This window comes from Profundibacter sp. (assembly GCF_056498605.1).
In genome coordinates this window covers 1-14,414 of the sequence record NZ_JBSMEZ010000062.1, presented here as the reverse complement: position 1 = coordinate 14,414, position 14,414 = coordinate 1, and the positions used below count along the sequence as shown (strand labels likewise).

The window sequence follows — 14,414 nt, the reverse complement described above, 5'->3', positions numbered from 1 at the left end:
GTCGCATTAATTACAAACCAGCGTAGTCTCTCGTGGGTGGGTCGTGGCAAGGGTTTGACCCACACTTTGAAATACGCTTTGATATGAATTGGAGTATACATGCCACTATATGAGCATGTGATGATTGCGCGTCAGGATCTGTCCAACACGCAAGCCGAAGGCCTTATTGAACATTTTGGTGCTGTCCTGACCGACAATGGCGGGAAACTCGTGGATCACGAGTATTGGGGCATCAAAACAATGGCCTATAAAATTAACAAAAACCGCAAAGGCCACTATGCTTTTCTGCGTTCGGATGCACCTGCACCGGCTGTTCAGGAAATGGAACGCCTGATGCGTTTGCATGACGATGTGATGCGCGTTCTGACCATCAAAGTTGATGATCACAAGGAACTGCCATCCGTTCAAATGCAAAAACGCGAAGAGCGCGGCGACCGCCGTCCGCGTCGTTAATTTTAGCCAAAGAAAGGTCCTAACCCATGGCATCTAAACCATTTTTTCGTCGTAGTAAGGTCTGCCCATTCTCGGGCGATAACGCACCTGCGATTGACTACAAAGACACCCGCACCCTGCAGCGCTATATCTCAGAGCGTGGTAAAATCGTGCCTTCGCGCATCACCGCCGTTTCGGCCAAGAAGCAACGTGAACTTGCCCGCGCCATCAAACGCGCCCGCTTTCTCGCCCTGCTTCCTTACGCCGTGAAATAAGGAGCAAAGCACATGCAAGTAATCCTGATGGAACGTGTGGCCAAGCTGGGTCAAATGGGCGATGTTGTAACCGTAAAACACGGCTACGCGCGCAATTTCCTGCTGCCACAAGGCAAAGCGATGCGCGCCTCGACAGCCAACATCGCCCACTTCGAAACGCAAAAAGCGCAACTCGAAGCACGTAATCTTGAATCCAAGGGCGAGGCTGAAAAGCTGTCTGCAAAACTGGATGGCCAGCAGTTCGTTGTGATTCGGACCGCTTCCGACGCCGGTTCGCTTTATGGCTCGGTCACCATCCGTGACGCCGCCGACGCTGCCACCGCTGACGGGTTCTCGGTTGATCGCAAACAGGTTGTCCTGACTGCACCAATCAAGGAACTGGGCCTGCACGCCGTAATCGTGCGCCTGCACCCCGAGGTCGAAGCAACGATTGAACTCAATGTTGCGCGCTCGACTGAAGAAGCCGAATTGCAAGCCGCTGGTAAATCTATTGCCGAACTGGCAGCCGAGGCAGAAGCCGAAGCCGAGTTCGAGATTGCCGAGCTGTTCGACGATATCGGTGCAGCTGCATCCGAGGACGAAGATCTGGTTGCCGCTCCTGCTGACGAAGAAGCCCCCGCCGAGGGTGCTGCTGAAGCAGCCGTAAGCAAAGACGAAGCCTAGGCATTTGTCTTCCGAAAAAATTTCAAAACCGCGCCGGATCGCTCTGGCGCGGCTTTTTTGTTAACCAAGCCTTCATTATTTACGATAGGTAAATCGATATAAAATCACTTATTTTTATACTTTGCCATTTTATAACAACGATCTACCCGATTATTGAGCAACCTTCCGCTCTTAACCAAACATTCATTGTTAAATAGAAATTAATGTCGCCACCCGCTACCCCAACCAATGGGGGCCATAAACGGATCGGGTGTTTCATGCGTTATATCTACTCATTTCTTGCAGTCCTGCTGCTCTCTTTTTCCCCCGCCAGCGCCGCCTCTTATCTGGCGCTGTCCTTTGGGACCAGCTTTGAGGATCACAAATTCGACGTCTGGAACGGCCCTACCACCCCGGGCCGACGTGCCCTGATTGCTTCGGCCCAATCCAGCGACTATGCCGTGGCGATTGGTTTTCGGGACGCCTTCCAGATCGGCAATCGCCCTTTTGACCTTGAACTAGAGGTATTTGAGCGGATGAACTCCGATTTCACTGCCACAGGGCCTGCGGGCAACCATCCGACCACGATCAAAACCACCAGCATGCTGGCCTCGATCTGGACCCGCGTCGGTGGTGGCGATATATGGGCGATGCACGCAGGCGCCGGTCTAGGTGCGCGCCACAGCACCTATTCCATGTCCGGCCCCGGCATCGGGTTTCGCACCTCTGACCGTGCGCCATATGCCATGATCGGCCTGCGCCTGTCCAAATATGCGGGCAAACGCACCACCCTGTTCACCGAAATTCGCGCGCACACCCGCCCACCGGTTCATTCATCCGGCACAGGCGCCTTTCGCACCTTTCCGCTGGAACATAACAGCCGCGGCATCACCCTGCGCATGGGTCTACAAATCACGTTAGGGCGCTAGGCCCGCCGCTGCGATCTTCTCGGCCAATACCTCGGCCGATCCCGCCGCCAACGTCCATCCCAGCGATCCGTGCCCTGCATTCACAAACAGGTTTACTGCCCCTGCCTGCCCAATCATCGGCAGATCATCCGGCGTTTGCGGCCTGATCCCGACCCAAACCTCGGGCGCCGCATCATACTGTGCGCCCCTAGGCATCAACGCCCGCGCCTTATCGGCCAGCCGCTGCACATACTGCGCCTTTACCGCGTCCCCGTCTGAAAATAGCGCATATCCGGCCACCCGCACGCGGCCCCCCAGCCGCATCACCACAAACTTCCCCGCCGCATCTGTCACGCTCATGTCAGGGGGTGCATCCCCTGCGGGGTAAGTCAGGCTCACCCCTTTAACCCCAGTGATCCGCTTTTTCCCCGAAAACTCGCCGCGCAGCAAATCCCTTGCCGCTTTGCCCGTCGCAACCACAAACACATCGCCCTTGATCAGCCCTTGGTCACTGCGCAATCCTGTCACCCGTCCACCGCTATGAACCAGCTCTGAAACATGCACCCCATACCTGATCCGCACCCCGAACTTGTCAGCCAATACATCCGCAATCCCCTGCCCGAACTTGCGGCAATCACCCACTTGCGCATCCGGCAGATACACCCCGCCCGCAATGGTCCGCGTGGTATCGCGCAACGCGGGTTCATGCTCCAGACACGCCTCACGTTCCAACACCTCATGGTGCCCGCCAAACTGCGCCTGAAACAGCAAAGCCTGATCCGCTGCTGCCAACCTCACGGCGGTTGGATGCACAATCAACTTGCCGGGTTTGCGCCAGTCATACGACAGCCCGTATTGCGCGCTTACCTGCGCCATCACCCGCCGCGACCGCGCTGCAAGGTCCAGCAAACCGCGGGTGTTTTCCTGCCAGCGCTGCGTCGTACATTGGCGCAAAAACACCCCCGCCCACGGCCACCTTGCAGGGTTGGCCAGCCCGAACACCGACACCCCCTGATCAGGGTTGAACATCGTGGCAGGCAAGGCCCGCAAAAACCCAACCGACCCCATCGCGCCTATCCGGTCATATAACAATTGCCCCGCGTTGGCCTTGGATGATCCGTCACAAGCCTCGGCCTCGCGTTCGATCACCTCGACCGCATAGCCTGCCTCGGCCAGCCGCAACGCTGTCGTCAGCCCGATAATTCCGGCCCCGATAACAACCGCGCTCTGCTGTTTATGCTGATGATTTTCCATAGTGTCAGACTACGCCACACGCCCCGATCCGCAACAAAAAAGGGCCGCCCCGAAAGGCGACCCTGATCTGTTGATGTGTGTGTAAAAGACCTATTCTTTTTCCAACGCCTCCAGCGCCTTCTCAAGATCTTCTTTCGACACTTCCTTTTCCGTCACGGACACCAGCTCAAACGCGTAATCCACGACCTTTTCTTCAAAAAGAGGGGCGCGCATTTGCTGCTGCATCTGCTGATTTTGTTGTACGAATTCAAAGTATTCACGCTCTTGGCCCGGGTACTGGCGTGCCTGATTCATGATCGCTTGGGTCATTTCGGCGTCGGTCACTTCAACTTCGGCTTTCTGGCCCATTTCAGCCAGCAACAAGCCCAGCTTCACGCGGCGTTCGGCCAACTTTTTATGCTCGTCCGTGGTCTCGATTTCTGGGTGATCGTGACCTTCGACATCGGGGTTATCCTCGTGCCACAGTTGGTGCGCAATCTGGCCCGCTTCGGCCTCAACCAAAGACGGTGGCAGTTCAAACTTTGCTGCCTTGTCCAATGCATCCAGCAGACCGCGCTTCATCAATGACCGCGCAGCGCCGCCATATTCAGCGCCCAAACGCTCGGAAATCTGACCTTTCAGGTCTGCCAAATCCTCGGCCCCGTACTGTTTGGCCAACTCATCATTGATTTCCGCCGCAGCCGGTGCTTTCACCGCTTTCACCTTACAGGCAAAAACCGCGTCCTTACCGGCCAGATTTTCCGCGCCATATTCAGCAGGGAACGTTACTTTTACGTCCAGCTCATCACCGGCTTTGGCACCGATCAGCTGCTCTTCAAAGCCGGGGATGAAGGAATTGGAGCCCAGCACCAGCGGGTAATCCTCGGCTGTGCCGCCGTCAAACAGCTCGCCATCGACAGAGCCGGAAAAATCAAACGTCATCTGGTCGCCGTCTTTGGCTTTGGAACCCGCCTTGCGGTCTTCAAAGTTCTGCGCGGTTTCGGCCAGACTTTTCAGCGCGTCCTCAACGTCCCCGTCCTCGGGCTTGACCACCAGTTTCTCCAGCTTGATCTTCTTCAGATCAGGCTGATCAATCGGCGGTAGCGCTTCATAGGACATATCGACGGCAACATCGTCGCCCTCTTTCCATTCATCATTGGTCATCTTGACCTCTGGCTGCATCGCCGGACGATCACCACTGTCCTCGAAATGCTTGGCCATAGCGCCGTCAACAGCTTCCTGCATCGCTTCGCCCATAACCTTTTGGCCGTATTGCTTTTTCATCAGCGCCATCGGGACTTTGCCCTTGCGAAAGCCCTTCATCTCAACTTCGGGCTGCGCCTCTTTCAGCTTCTCGGTAACCTTTGCTTCCAGCTCGGCGGCTGTGATGGTGATGGAATAGGCGCGCTTCAGGCCTTCGTTCAGGGTCTCTTTGACCTGCATGGCAGTGGTCCTTCATAACTGAATGGGCCGCGCAAAATGCACGGCGGGAATAGATCAGGGTTCTTCTAGTGGCGGGCCAAGCGCGGTGCAAGGGAAAACGCAAGAAAACAGGCTGAGTAGGCACCCAAAAGCGCGACTGCGCTTCGGGCGGTCAGCCCGCCCCGCTGGAGCCCCTTTGGGGCGTGAAGCAGAAAATGGTGCGGGTGAAAGGACTTGAACCTTCACTCCATAGGAACCGGTACCTAAAACCGGCGCGTCTACCATTCCGCCACACCCGCACATTTACTTCGGTGGTAAATCCAAAGTCTGGGCCTTCTACAGCGCTTTTCGATTAGATGAAACAGCTTAATCGCAATTCGTCCAAACTTGGGGCGAAATGTGATTTACCCGAGGATAAAGACGTGATTCACAAAGGTCACACCCATAGGCTAGTAACCATTAATTCACAATATTTACGCGACTTAAACACATTCGCGCCTTATTGCTGGTGGAAAACCGAGGCAGAAATCATAAAAAGCGAGAAACGCTATGACACCCAACAAGGATACAAGTTCTGGAATCGCAATGGGCACCATTGTGCTGACATTGGATGGCGAAATCCCCGTTGAACATCTGAACGTCGGTGATCGTGTGATCACCCGTGACAGCGGCATGGCCGTACTGACCGCCGTTCACATGCGTGAAGTCACCATGCGTCCCTACAAAATATCCGCTGACCGTCTGGGCGAAGGTCGCCCTGTGGCTGACACATATGTTGCCGCCGATCAGCACATTCTGGTGCGCGGCCTGCTGGCTCAGGCGCTGTATAAAACAGATTCCGCCATGGTGCCCGTATCGCGTCTGGCAGATGGCGAATATATCGCCAAATGCGAAGAACAGACCATGCGCCTGTATGAACTGGAATTCGACACAGCCCACGTTGTCTATGCCAACGGTCTGGAAGTCGCCAGCTCCGTGCGCGAGCTTGCGTTAGCAGCCTAAATACCCAAGCATTTAAGCACTTTTGGTAATGCCTCTGGCAGATCCTCGGCGATTAAGCCGGGGCCAAAGCTGCGCGCGCACTCCACATGTAGCCACGCCGCCGTTTCCGCGGCCTGCATCGGCGCAAAACCCCGCGCCAAAAGTCCCGTGATGAACCCCGCCAACACATCGCCCGACCCTGCCGTGGCCAACCAAGGGGCGGCGCGATCATAATGGGCTGAATTGATCGCGGCGCGACCATCAGGTGCTGCAATCACCGTATCCGCGCCTTTGAACAACACCACACATCCCGCCCGCTTGGCCGCTTCCCGCGTTGCGTCGACCTTGGAATAGGCGGGGCCTGTGGTGGCGGGCGCGTTCAGTTTTTCCGCAATGTCAGGGAACATGCGGGCGAATTCGCCAGCGTGCGGGGTCAGCACCACGTTCTCATGCAGCTTACCAAACAGCGCATCCACCTCGTCAAAAAACAGGATCGACAACGCATCCGCATCCAGAACAGTCGGGCGCTTGACCTCAAGCGCAACCCGCACCAGTTCCCGCTCGCGCTCATCCTTACCCAGTGCCGGCCCCAAACACAGCGCATTGATCCGCGCATCTTGCAAAATCCGCGCCAAAGCATCCGCGTCATGCACCGGAGCCAACATAATCGCATTCAACTGCGCCGCATTCTCGGCCACAGCATCCGGCGGACAGCCCACCGTCACCACCCCAGCGCCGATGCGTAATGCGCCGCGCGCTGCCAACCGCGCCGCGCCGCTTTTGCCGGAGGAACCTGACAGGATCAGTGCGTGGCCGTGTTGAAATTTGTGATCTTCCACATCTTTGCAAATCCAGCTTTCATGAAGAGGCGATGTCACTTTGCAAATTGACTTCCGGTTTTCCCATCTCCACTTTTTCGGTTCCGTTATCCCTATATCCTTCACCACCAGTTTTCCGCATTGCCGCGGCCCTTCTGCAAGAAAATGCCCTTGTTTTCCCACGTGGAAACTAACCGTCAAATGTGCCGCCGCAGAAAACCTGTTATGATCATCTTCATGTGGAAAACACCTGCCACTATCCGCACAAATGCCGCTTGGAATATCGACAGTGACAATTGCGGGTCGTCCCAGTTTGTGCCCCTGTTCAATCTGAAAGCAATCGACCATGTCTTCCATATTCCAAAACAACTCACCAAGTTCGCGCAGGCCACGTTTCAAACCGGCTCCAAACAATGCATCAACGAGAAGATCACACCCCCAACCGCGCCCATCGAAATCGCTTAAAGTGGCAACCTCCCCCATCGCCGCCCACCGCTCATAATTCACCCGCGCATCCGGCGGCAGCTTCGCAGCGTCCCTATACAGAAACACCTCAACCTCCCAGCCCCATTCCTTCAGCAACCGCGCCACCACGAACCCGTCGCCGCCGTTATTGCCCGGCCCGCATAAAACCACCGCCCGATGCGAGGTCGCAGCCAACTCCGGCCATTCCTCGAACACCGCCTCAACCACGCCGCGCCCCGCGCGCTCCATCAGCTCCAGCCCCGTGACCTCGCCGCTGCCTATCGCTGCCTGCTCGATCGCCCGCATCTGGGCCGCTGTCAGAAGTTCGGTCATCTCATGCCTCGCATTTTCACAAACCGCACATATTTCGCACGTATCGCCTAAATTTTAATCACAAGGCGCAGAATCCATCCCGCACCCCTGCCCCTGTCACCATAGCGAATTGTCGCCCCTATTTGAAAGTGATCTATCACGGGGGAAACCACCGATTAGGGGAGTCGCCTGTCATGAAAAAGATCGAAGCCATCATCAAGCCGTTCAAACTGGACGAAGTCAAAGAAGCGTTGCAAGACGTGGGTGTTCAGGGCCTTAGCGTGATCGAGGTCAAAGGCTTTGGCCGCCAAAAGGGCCACACCGAACTTTACCGTGGGGCCGAATACGTCGTCGACTTTCTGCCCAAAGTGAAAATCGAGGTGGTCCTGCCCGAGGATATGGTCGACAGCGCCATTGAAGCGATTGTAGACGCCGCCAAAACCGACAAAATCGGCGATGGCAAGATTTTCGTCACCGCGGTGGAACAGGTCGTGCGCATCCGCACGGGCGAAACCGGCATAGACGCGATATAAAACCGGCGGGCCACCGCCACAGTATTTATTCAAAAAAAGAGGAAATAAAATGGACAACAAAGGCATGCTAAAGCTGATCAAGGACGAGGACATCGAATATGTTGATGTCCGCTTCACCGATCCGCGCGGTAAACTGCAACACGTCACTGTGGTTGCCGATCTGGTGGATGAAGACTTCCTTGAGGAAGGCTTTATGTTTGACGGCTCCTCCATCGCTGGCTGGAAATCAATCGACAACTCCGACATGAAACTGATGCTGGATCCGGCCTCGGCCTATGTTGATCCGTTTTATGCTGAAAAAACGCTGGCGGTGCATTGTTCGGTGGTTGAACCCGACACCGGCGAGGCCTACACCCGCGATCCGCGCGGCACAGCCGAAAAAGCCGAGGCTTATCTGATCGCGTCCGGCATTGGGGATGTGTCCTATTTCGGCCCCGAGGCTGAATTCTTCCTGTTTGACGATGTGCGTTACAGCGTCGAGATGAACAAGGTTTCCTTCGAGGTTGATGCAGGCGACGCGTCATGGAACACCGACACGTCCTATGAAATGGGCAACATGGGCCATCGGCCAGACGTCAAGGGCGGCTATTTCCCTGTGAACCCGATTGATGACGCTCAGGACATCCGCTCAGAAATGCTGTCGACGATGAAACGTCTGGGCATGAAGGTTGATAAACACCACCACGAAGTGGCGTCCTGCCAACACGAACTGGGCCTGATTTTCGGATCGTTGACGCATCAAGCGGACGAGCTGCAAAAATACAAATACGTGATCCACAACGTAGCGCACGCCTACGGCAAATCCGCCACCTTTATGCCCAAGCCGATTTCAGGTGATAACGGCACCGGCATGCACGTCAACATGTCGATCTGGAAAGACGGCAAGCCGCTGTTTGCGGGCGACAAATACGCTGATCTGTCGGATCAGGCGCTATGGTTCATCGGTGGTATCCTGAAGCACGCCAAGTCGCTGAACGCATTCACCAACCCGTCGACCAACAGCTACAAACGCCTGATCCCGGGGTTTGAAGCACCGGTTCTGCGCGCCTATTCCGCCTCAAACCGGTCGGGTTGTGTGCGTATCCCGTGGACGGAATCGCCCAAGGCAAAACGTGTCGAAGCCCGTTTCCCTGACCCTGCCGCCAACCCGTACCTGTGCTTTGCAGCCCTGCTGATGGCTGGGCTTGACGGCATCAAAAACAAGATTGATCCGGGCCCTGCATCCGACAAAGACCTCTATGATCTGCCACCGGAAGAGCTGGCCGGCATCCCGACTGTCTGTGCATCGCTGCGTGAAGCGTTGGACGAGTTGGAAGCCGACAATGATTATCTGTTGGCGGGTGATGTGTTCACCAAAGACCAGATCGAAGCCTATATGGACCTGAAATGGGACGAGGTTTATGCCTACGAGCACACACCGCACCCCATTGAATACAAGATGTATTACAGCTGCTAAGGCGCCTGGCGGGCATTCGCCCGATACAACAAAAACCAAAGGGCGCTCCAATCGGGCGCCCTTTTTTATTTGCTAGGGCCGAGCGGTTAGCGCAAAATTACTGCGCCCGTTCCAGCGCTTGTTCCAGATCGGCAATCAGATCGCGCACATCCTCGATCCCGACCGACAGGCGCAACAGGTTCGCGGCCACCAATGAATGCGGTCCCTCTACCGTTTTACGGTGCTCAATCAGGCTCTCGACCCCGCCCAGTGATGTCGCTGGGAAAAACACCTGCGTATATCGGGCAACGTCGCGCGCAGCATCCTCGCCCCCCTTGATCAGCAATGACAACATCCCGCCGAAACCAGCCTTCATCTGGCGACAGGCCACATCATGCCCCGGGTGGGACGGCAATCCAGGATAAAGCACGGCCTCGACCATCGTGTGCCCCTCAAAATGCTTGGCGATTGTCAGCGCATTTGCCGAGGCGCGTTCATAGCGCAGATAGAGCGTGCGCATACCGCGGATCAACAACCATGCCTCGAACGGGGCCATGATCGTGCCCTGCAATATACGGACCAAGCTCAATTCTTCGAGCAACGCCCCTTCTTGCGCCAATGACAAAACCCCGCCTGTGATATCCGAATGCCCATTCAGATATTTGGTAGCGGATTGAAAGGCGATGTCCGCCCCCAACGCCAGTGCGTTCGTCGTAACAGGCGGTGAAACCGTGCAATCGACCGCCAGCAACGCGCCCACATTATGGGCAATTTCCGCAGCCTCCGCGATGTCGATAATATCCCAATTCGGGTTGGTCGGGCTTTCGATCCAGACCAATGCGGTATCTTTGCTCACAGCATCCCGTAACGCGTCCGCTTTGGTGGCATCAAATAATGTCACCCGCAATCCTCGTTTGGCCTCGAGTCGACGCACCCAGGCAAGACCGCCATGATACATAACTTGCGGCAGCACTACGTGGTCGCCGTTTTCCAGCGTTTCAAACAGCGCCACAAACGCCGACATTCCGGACCCGAACAACAGGGACGCCGCACTTGCATCCAGACTGGAAATAACCGTTTGCGCCTGCGCCGTGGTCGGGCCACCGTTGCGTCCATAAACATACCCGTTGCGCAATTGGTAGTCGCTGTCTCGTGCAAAGGTCGAGGACAGTTCAATCGCGGGCACCACAGCGCCGGTTTCATCATTCGGATGGTGCACCGCCTGAACGGCGAGGGTGGCTGGCGACAGGTTTAACTGACTGGGTGGTTTTGACATACGGTTTCCTTTTGTAAGTGATTAACCGTGCGCAACTAATCACACAAATGCAAGCACCGGATGTTGCTTTCATCCGCCTATATCGGACTGTGCGTCAGGGGTGTTTTGCTATTTGACTTTTGCCACGCTACAGTCGGCGCGTAATGATTTAGGGAGGGCAATATGTCCGGTAAATTCTCAACATCCATGGTCGCCGCAGGCATTGCGATATCAATGTTCGCCGCCCCAGTTCAAGCCGCTGAATGCGGCAATACCTCCGCAGGTTTCAATGCTTGGAAATCCGCCTTTGCCAAAGAGGCCAAAGCGGCCGGTGTTGGCAAACGCGGTCTGGCCGCATTGGCTGCCACAACCTACGCCAAACGCACGATTGCGGCGGACCGAAACCAGAAAAGCTTCAAATACAGCTTGGCCAAATTCATGCAGATACGCGGGGCCGATACCATCGTCGCACAGGGACGCCGCCGGATTGCCAAGAACCCGACATTCTACGCCAACCTTGAAAAGAAATACGGCGTGCCAGCGGCTGTGATCGTTGCCATTCACGGCATGGAAACAGCATTTGGCAGGGGTATGGGCGACAGCAATTTGATTTCCGCCGCCGCCACGCTCGCCTATGATTGCCGGCGTTCGGATTTCTTTACGCCGCACATTATTGCGGGTCTAAAACTGGTTGATAGCGGTTCTGTGTCGTCCAATTCTATCGGCGCAAAACACGGCGAGTTGGGCCATACCCAATTCCTGCTGGGCAATGTTTTGAAATATGGCGTAGATGGCAATGGGGATGGGCGTCTGGACATGACCAATATGGCCGATGCGCTGGCCAGCACCGCCAATTACCTGCGTCAAAAGGGCTGGAAGCCCGGTAAGGGCTATCAGGAAGGCCAGCCGAATTTTCGTGTGATTCAAGAATGGAATGCAGCAGGTGTTTATCAGAAAGCGATTGCGATTATGGCGGGTAAAATCGAAGGTTAGCACCCCCACCCAACAAATTTCTTATAAGGGAGCATCTGGTGCTCCCTTTTTCTTGGCATAATGGAAAATCCGTGCATACTGTCGGCAGCTCATTTTATTGACCAAGGAATTTACCAATGACACAACTTTCTGACCAGCAATAAACCCTGCGTGCCTCGATCAAAAAAGGGGCCATCATCGGCGGGGTGATCCTTGGCGTGATTGTGGCAGCGCTCGCCTATTGGTTGCTGGGCGGTCAGGGCGGCATGGTCCGTCAAGGCGGTGCTGCGGTGGTCGGCTTACTTGCGGCGGGCGGTGTCTATCGCAAATCCATGTCATCTGGGGCTTCGGGGGCGAAATGCGCCAAATGCAACGCTGCCTTTAGCATCTCGCGCACGGACAAAGCCGAGATGTTGGTAAAATCCGAGGCCCGCGAGAGCCGCAAGGAGCTGGAAAACGGCGATACCGAAATCACCACGTGGCTGGAAGAGGTATATGACGTTGACGACACCTACACCTGTTCCAAATGCGCCGACGTTAGCCACAAGAAATACCAGAGCACACGCAAACGCGATGAAAAAACCGTGGTTAAATCGGCGGGGAAAAAGGGCACAGCATCGGGTAAATCAAACAGCCGCGGCAAGGCAAAGCAATCCAGTGGCAATTCACAGCGCAAAGGCTAGTTAACGAAGGTCTGCGCTAAAACGGTCTTCATCCAGCGAATGTATTGCTGGGTTGACCAGCCACATTCGACCGTCAGCTGCTCCCATGTCTGGAATGACAACAGCACCCACATCATTTCTGTGACCTCAGAATCAGTCCAGTCCCCCGCAAGTTTCCCTTCGGATTTCAATGCCGCCACGATGCCAGCACACCCGTCGCGGTGGCATGACATGCACTCATCCCATGCGGCTTCGGCTGCGCCATCCGTTTCACGCACCGCAAACAATGCGCCCGCCAAACCGTGTATTTCGGGCAGGTAATTGCCCCAGACGTCGACATAGGCATTCATCATTTCGATGGCGTCTTTGGCCCCCGCCACCGCAAGAAGACGCTGATCCAAGCCTTTGATTTTATCTACATATTTGGTTGTCTCGCTTAGCAGTTCAACACGCGTTGCAAAATGCAGATACACCGCCTGACGCGATATACCGGCGGATTTTGCAATATCGCTCATCCGCACACCAACGCCGCGGCGTTTTTCCATCAACTTCCATGTTGCATTCAGAATTTTTGTGCGGGTATCGGGCTCGTTGCTTGACATAATGTAAAGCATTATCTATTCCTGCCCTTGCCGTCAATTGACACTGTGTCAAGCAGACTGATTCCAAACCCGAAAGGAGATACAAATGTCCCCCCCGCTTTTACAAATTCTGTGCGGACTGGCCGTCATCACTGTCACCCTCAGTTCTGGTCTGTTTTTAACATTTTCCGATTTTGTCATGCGCTCGTTTAGATTATCCCGCCCCGCAGCTGGGATCGAGGCGATGCAGATTATCAACCGCGAAATCTGGAAATCCCTGACCATGGTGCTGTTGCTGGGCAATGTTGCCCTGACGCTCGGGCTGGCCGGATTTGCCTATCTGACCATCCCCGCCAGCGTGGCCACCACCCTGCTGTTTGCCGCCGCAGCCCTTTACGCCTTTGGGGTGCTGGGGTTGACGTTTTTGTTCAATGTTCCAATGAACAACCGTCTGGACCAATGGGCCTATGACAGCCCCGAGGCCGCCACCTATTGGCAGGTCTATGTGCCGCGCTGGACGTTCTGGAATTACGGTCGCGCCCTCGCAACGGCGTCATCGGCCATCTGCATTCTGGTCGCAATTCCCACCCTCACTTAGTTAAAAAGGAAACTGTAATGAAACTGATAATTTTCGGTGCAACTGGCAAAGTTGGCCAACATATCGTCACCCAAGCCCTGCAACAGGGTCACAAAGTGACAGCGTTTTCGCGCAACCCGCAAAAGCTGGCCCAAAGCCATGAAAACCTTCAATCGGTAAAGGGCGATGTGCTGGATGCAGCAGCCGTAAACGCTGCGGTCAAAGGCCATGAAGCGGTCTTAATCGCGCTTGGCATGCCGCTGATGAACAAGGACCAGCTGCGCGCCAAAGGCACCGCCAATATCGTCACCGCGATGCAACAGGTCGGTGTAAAGCGGCTGATCTGTCTGTCGGGGATGGGGGCCAATGACAGCCACGCAATGCTGCCCGCGCTCTATAAATATCTGCTGGTGCCCCTGCTGATGCGCCACCTTTATCGCGATCACGAAATGCAGGAAGGCATCATTCGCGCCAGCGGGCTGGACTGGACGCTGGCGCGCCCCGCCGCCTTTGATGCAAAGGGGGCACATAGCGGTGACTACTGGCACGGGTTTGACCCGCGGATGCGCAAACTGAAAATCAAGATTTCAACCGCCGATGTGGCTGATTTCATGCTGCGGCAAGTGGGCAATAATACCTACCTGCATAAGGCGCCCTGCCTTTCGTATTAATCAAGGCAGGGCGATAATCAGCGCTTATGCCACCGTAAACTGGCCCATCATTCCCATATCCTCGTGTTCCAGAATATGGCAGTGATACATGAACGGGTGGTCCGCATTGGCCTTGCGGTCCACCTGCACCAGCAGTTCCGCCGTGCCGTTGACCAACACCACGTCTTTCATCCCCATGCGGCCGTATTCCACCGCTTGCCCGTTCAGCGAAAGCACCTGAAACGATGTTCCGTGCACATG

The 14,414-nt window shown here is 55.6% G+C and carries 17 protein-coding genes and 1 tRNA gene; 11 read left to right on the top strand and 7 right to left on the bottom strand.

Annotated features, from left to right (window positions below; all coding sequences use genetic code 11):
• Nucleotides 1-99 precede the first annotated feature (99 nt).
• The 4 genes from rpsF to ACWB12_RS06385 all read left to right on the top strand — a co-directional run bounded on the left by rpsF (nt 100) and on the right by ACWB12_RS06385 (nt 2,278).
• Nucleotides 100-453, top strand: coding sequence for a 30S ribosomal protein S6 (gene rpsF / locus ACWB12_RS06400; protein WP_479529232.1), 354 nt, complete (start codon nt 100-102; stop codon nt 451-453).
• Between the two features lie 26 nt (nt 454-479).
• On the top strand, nt 480-707 hold the full coding sequence (rpsR, locus tag ACWB12_RS06395; protein ID WP_479529231.1) for a 30S ribosomal protein S18: 228 nt from the start codon (nt 480-482) through the stop codon (nt 705-707).
• Between the two features lie 12 nt (nt 708-719).
• Nucleotides 720-1,370 carry a 50S ribosomal protein L9 gene (gene rplI, locus ACWB12_RS06390; protein WP_479529230.1) on the top strand — a complete coding sequence of 217 codons (651 nt, stop codon included), beginning with the start codon at nt 720-722 and terminating at the stop codon, nt 1,368-1,370.
• Between the two features lie 257 nt (nt 1,371-1,627).
• On the top strand, nt 1,628-2,278 hold the full coding sequence (locus ACWB12_RS06385; RefSeq protein WP_479529229.1) for a hypothetical protein: 651 nt from the start codon (nt 1,628-1,630) through the stop codon (nt 2,276-2,278).
• Here the strand turns inward: ACWB12_RS06385 and ACWB12_RS06380 are convergent.
• The 3 genes from ACWB12_RS06380 to ACWB12_RS06370 all read right to left on the bottom strand — a co-directional run bounded on the left by ACWB12_RS06380 (nt 2,267) and on the right by ACWB12_RS06370 (nt 5,211).
• On the bottom strand, nt 2,267-3,511 hold the full coding sequence (locus tag ACWB12_RS06380) for an FAD-dependent oxidoreductase (RefSeq protein WP_479529228.1): 1,245 nt from the start codon (nt 3,509-3,511) through the stop codon (nt 2,267-2,269). The genes ACWB12_RS06385 and ACWB12_RS06380 overlap by 12 nt on opposite strands.
• Nucleotides 3,512-3,601: 90 nt before the next feature.
• A complete protein-coding gene (gene tig, locus ACWB12_RS06375; protein WP_479529227.1) occupies nt 3,602-4,933 on the bottom strand; it encodes a trigger factor in 1,332 nt (443 codons plus the stop codon).
• A gap of 195 nt (nt 4,934-5,128) precedes the next feature.
• Nucleotides 5,129-5,211 (bottom strand) — tRNA-Leu (locus ACWB12_RS06370).
• Between the two features lie 250 nt (nt 5,212-5,461).
• Between ACWB12_RS06370 and ACWB12_RS06365 the strand changes: the two genes are divergently transcribed.
• Nucleotides 5,462-5,914: a Hint domain-containing protein gene (locus ACWB12_RS06365; protein WP_479529226.1), complete on the top strand. Its 453-nt coding sequence runs from the start codon at nt 5,462-5,464 to the stop codon at nt 5,912-5,914.
• On the opposite strand, the gene ACWB12_RS06360 is transcribed toward ACWB12_RS06365, so the two are convergent.
• The gene (locus tag ACWB12_RS06360) at nt 5,911-7,509 is read right to left on the bottom strand and encodes an NAD(P)H-hydrate dehydratase (protein WP_479529225.1); all 1,599 of its coding nucleotides are present in this window, start codon (nt 7,507-7,509) and stop codon (nt 5,911-5,913) included. The genes ACWB12_RS06365 and ACWB12_RS06360 overlap by 4 nt on opposite strands.
• A 173-nt stretch (nt 7,510-7,682) precedes the next feature.
• Between ACWB12_RS06360 and ACWB12_RS06355 the strand changes: the two genes are divergently transcribed.
• Nucleotides 7,683-8,021, top strand: coding sequence for a P-II family nitrogen regulator (locus tag ACWB12_RS06355; protein WP_479529224.1), 339 nt, complete (start codon nt 7,683-7,685; stop codon nt 8,019-8,021).
• Between the two features lie 49 nt (nt 8,022-8,070).
• On the top strand, nt 8,071-9,477 hold the full coding sequence (gene glnA / locus ACWB12_RS06350; protein WP_479529223.1) for a type I glutamate--ammonia ligase: 1,407 nt from the start codon (nt 8,071-8,073) through the stop codon (nt 9,475-9,477).
• A gap of 97 nt (nt 9,478-9,574) precedes the next feature.
• On the opposite strand, the gene ACWB12_RS06345 is transcribed toward glnA, so the two are convergent.
• The gene (locus ACWB12_RS06345) at nt 9,575-10,732 is read right to left on the bottom strand and encodes a trans-sulfuration enzyme family protein (protein ID WP_479529222.1); all 1,158 of its coding nucleotides are present in this window, start codon (nt 10,730-10,732) and stop codon (nt 9,575-9,577) included.
• Between the two features lie 186 nt (nt 10,733-10,918).
• Between ACWB12_RS06345 and ACWB12_RS06340 the strand changes: the two genes are divergently transcribed.
• Both ACWB12_RS06340 and ACWB12_RS06335 read left to right on the top strand, forming a co-directional pair.
• The gene (locus ACWB12_RS06340; protein ID WP_479529263.1) at nt 10,919-11,704 is read left to right on the top strand and encodes a lytic murein transglycosylase; all 786 of its coding nucleotides are present in this window, start codon (nt 10,919-10,921) and stop codon (nt 11,702-11,704) included.
• 203 nt (nt 11,705-11,907) lie between these two features.
• Nucleotides 11,908-12,366 carry a hypothetical protein gene (locus tag ACWB12_RS06335; protein WP_479529221.1) on the top strand — a complete coding sequence of 153 codons (459 nt, stop codon included), beginning with the start codon at nt 11,908-11,910 and terminating at the stop codon, nt 12,364-12,366.
• Here ACWB12_RS06335 and ACWB12_RS06330 read toward each other — a convergent pair.
• Nucleotides 12,363-12,959, bottom strand: coding sequence for a TetR/AcrR family transcriptional regulator (locus ACWB12_RS06330; RefSeq protein WP_479529220.1), 597 nt, complete (start codon nt 12,957-12,959; stop codon nt 12,363-12,365). The genes ACWB12_RS06335 and ACWB12_RS06330 overlap by 4 nt on opposite strands.
• Nucleotides 12,960-13,032: 73 nt before the next feature.
• Between ACWB12_RS06330 and ACWB12_RS06325 the strand changes: the two genes are divergently transcribed.
• Nucleotides 13,033-13,524, top strand: a complete 492-nt coding sequence (locus tag ACWB12_RS06325) for an anthrone oxygenase family protein (RefSeq protein WP_479529219.1) — start codon at nt 13,033-13,035, stop codon at nt 13,522-13,524.
• Between the two features lie 17 nt (nt 13,525-13,541).
• Complete coding sequence (locus ACWB12_RS06320; RefSeq protein WP_479529218.1) at nt 13,542-14,174, top strand: NAD(P)-dependent oxidoreductase; 633 nt, start codon at nt 13,542-13,544, stop codon at nt 14,172-14,174.
• A gap of 24 nt (nt 14,175-14,198) precedes the next feature.
• Here ACWB12_RS06320 and ACWB12_RS06315 read toward each other — a convergent pair.
• On the bottom strand, nt 14,199-14,414 hold a 216-nt coding region (locus ACWB12_RS06315), incomplete at its 5' end, for a multicopper oxidase domain-containing protein (protein WP_479529217.1).

Bases quoted from the DNA above. Each gene is read 5' to 3' on its own strand.
- rpsF (WP_479529232.1), top strand. From the start codon at position 100: ATGCCACTATATGAGCATGTGATGATTGCGCGTCAGGATCTGTCCAAC.
- rpsR (WP_479529231.1), top strand. From the start codon at position 480: ATGGCATCTAAACCATTTTTTCGTCGTAGTAAGGTCTGCCCATTCTCG.
- rplI (WP_479529230.1), top strand. From the start codon at position 720: ATGCAAGTAATCCTGATGGAACGTGTGGCCAAGCTGGGTCAAATGGGC.
- ACWB12_RS06385 (WP_479529229.1), top strand. From the start codon at position 1,628: ATGCGTTATATCTACTCATTTCTTGCAGTCCTGCTGCTCTCTTTTTCC.
- ACWB12_RS06380 (WP_479529228.1), bottom strand. From the start codon at position 3,511: ATGGAAAATCATCAGCATAAACAGCAGAGCGCGGTTGTTATCGGGGCC.
- tig (WP_479529227.1), bottom strand. From the start codon at position 4,933: ATGCAGGTCAAAGAGACCCTGAACGAAGGCCTGAAGCGCGCCTATTCC.
- ACWB12_RS06365 (WP_479529226.1), top strand. From the start codon at position 5,462: ATGACACCCAACAAGGATACAAGTTCTGGAATCGCAATGGGCACCATT.
- ACWB12_RS06360 (WP_479529225.1), bottom strand. From the start codon at position 7,509: ATGACCGAACTTCTGACAGCGGCCCAGATGCGGGCGATCGAGCAGGCA.
- ACWB12_RS06355 (WP_479529224.1), top strand. From the start codon at position 7,683: ATGAAAAAGATCGAAGCCATCATCAAGCCGTTCAAACTGGACGAAGTC.
- glnA (WP_479529223.1), top strand. From the start codon at position 8,071: ATGGACAACAAAGGCATGCTAAAGCTGATCAAGGACGAGGACATCGAA.
- ACWB12_RS06345 (WP_479529222.1), bottom strand. From the start codon at position 10,732: ATGTCAAAACCACCCAGTCAGTTAAACCTGTCGCCAGCCACCCTCGCC.
- ACWB12_RS06340 (WP_479529263.1), top strand. From the start codon at position 10,919: ATGGTCGCCGCAGGCATTGCGATATCAATGTTCGCCGCCCCAGTTCAA.
- ACWB12_RS06330 (WP_479529220.1), bottom strand. From the start codon at position 12,959: ATGCTTTACATTATGTCAAGCAACGAGCCCGATACCCGCACAAAAATT.
- ACWB12_RS06325 (WP_479529219.1), top strand. From the start codon at position 13,033: ATGTCCCCCCCGCTTTTACAAATTCTGTGCGGACTGGCCGTCATCACT.
- ACWB12_RS06320 (WP_479529218.1), top strand. From the start codon at position 13,542: ATGAAACTGATAATTTTCGGTGCAACTGGCAAAGTTGGCCAACATATC.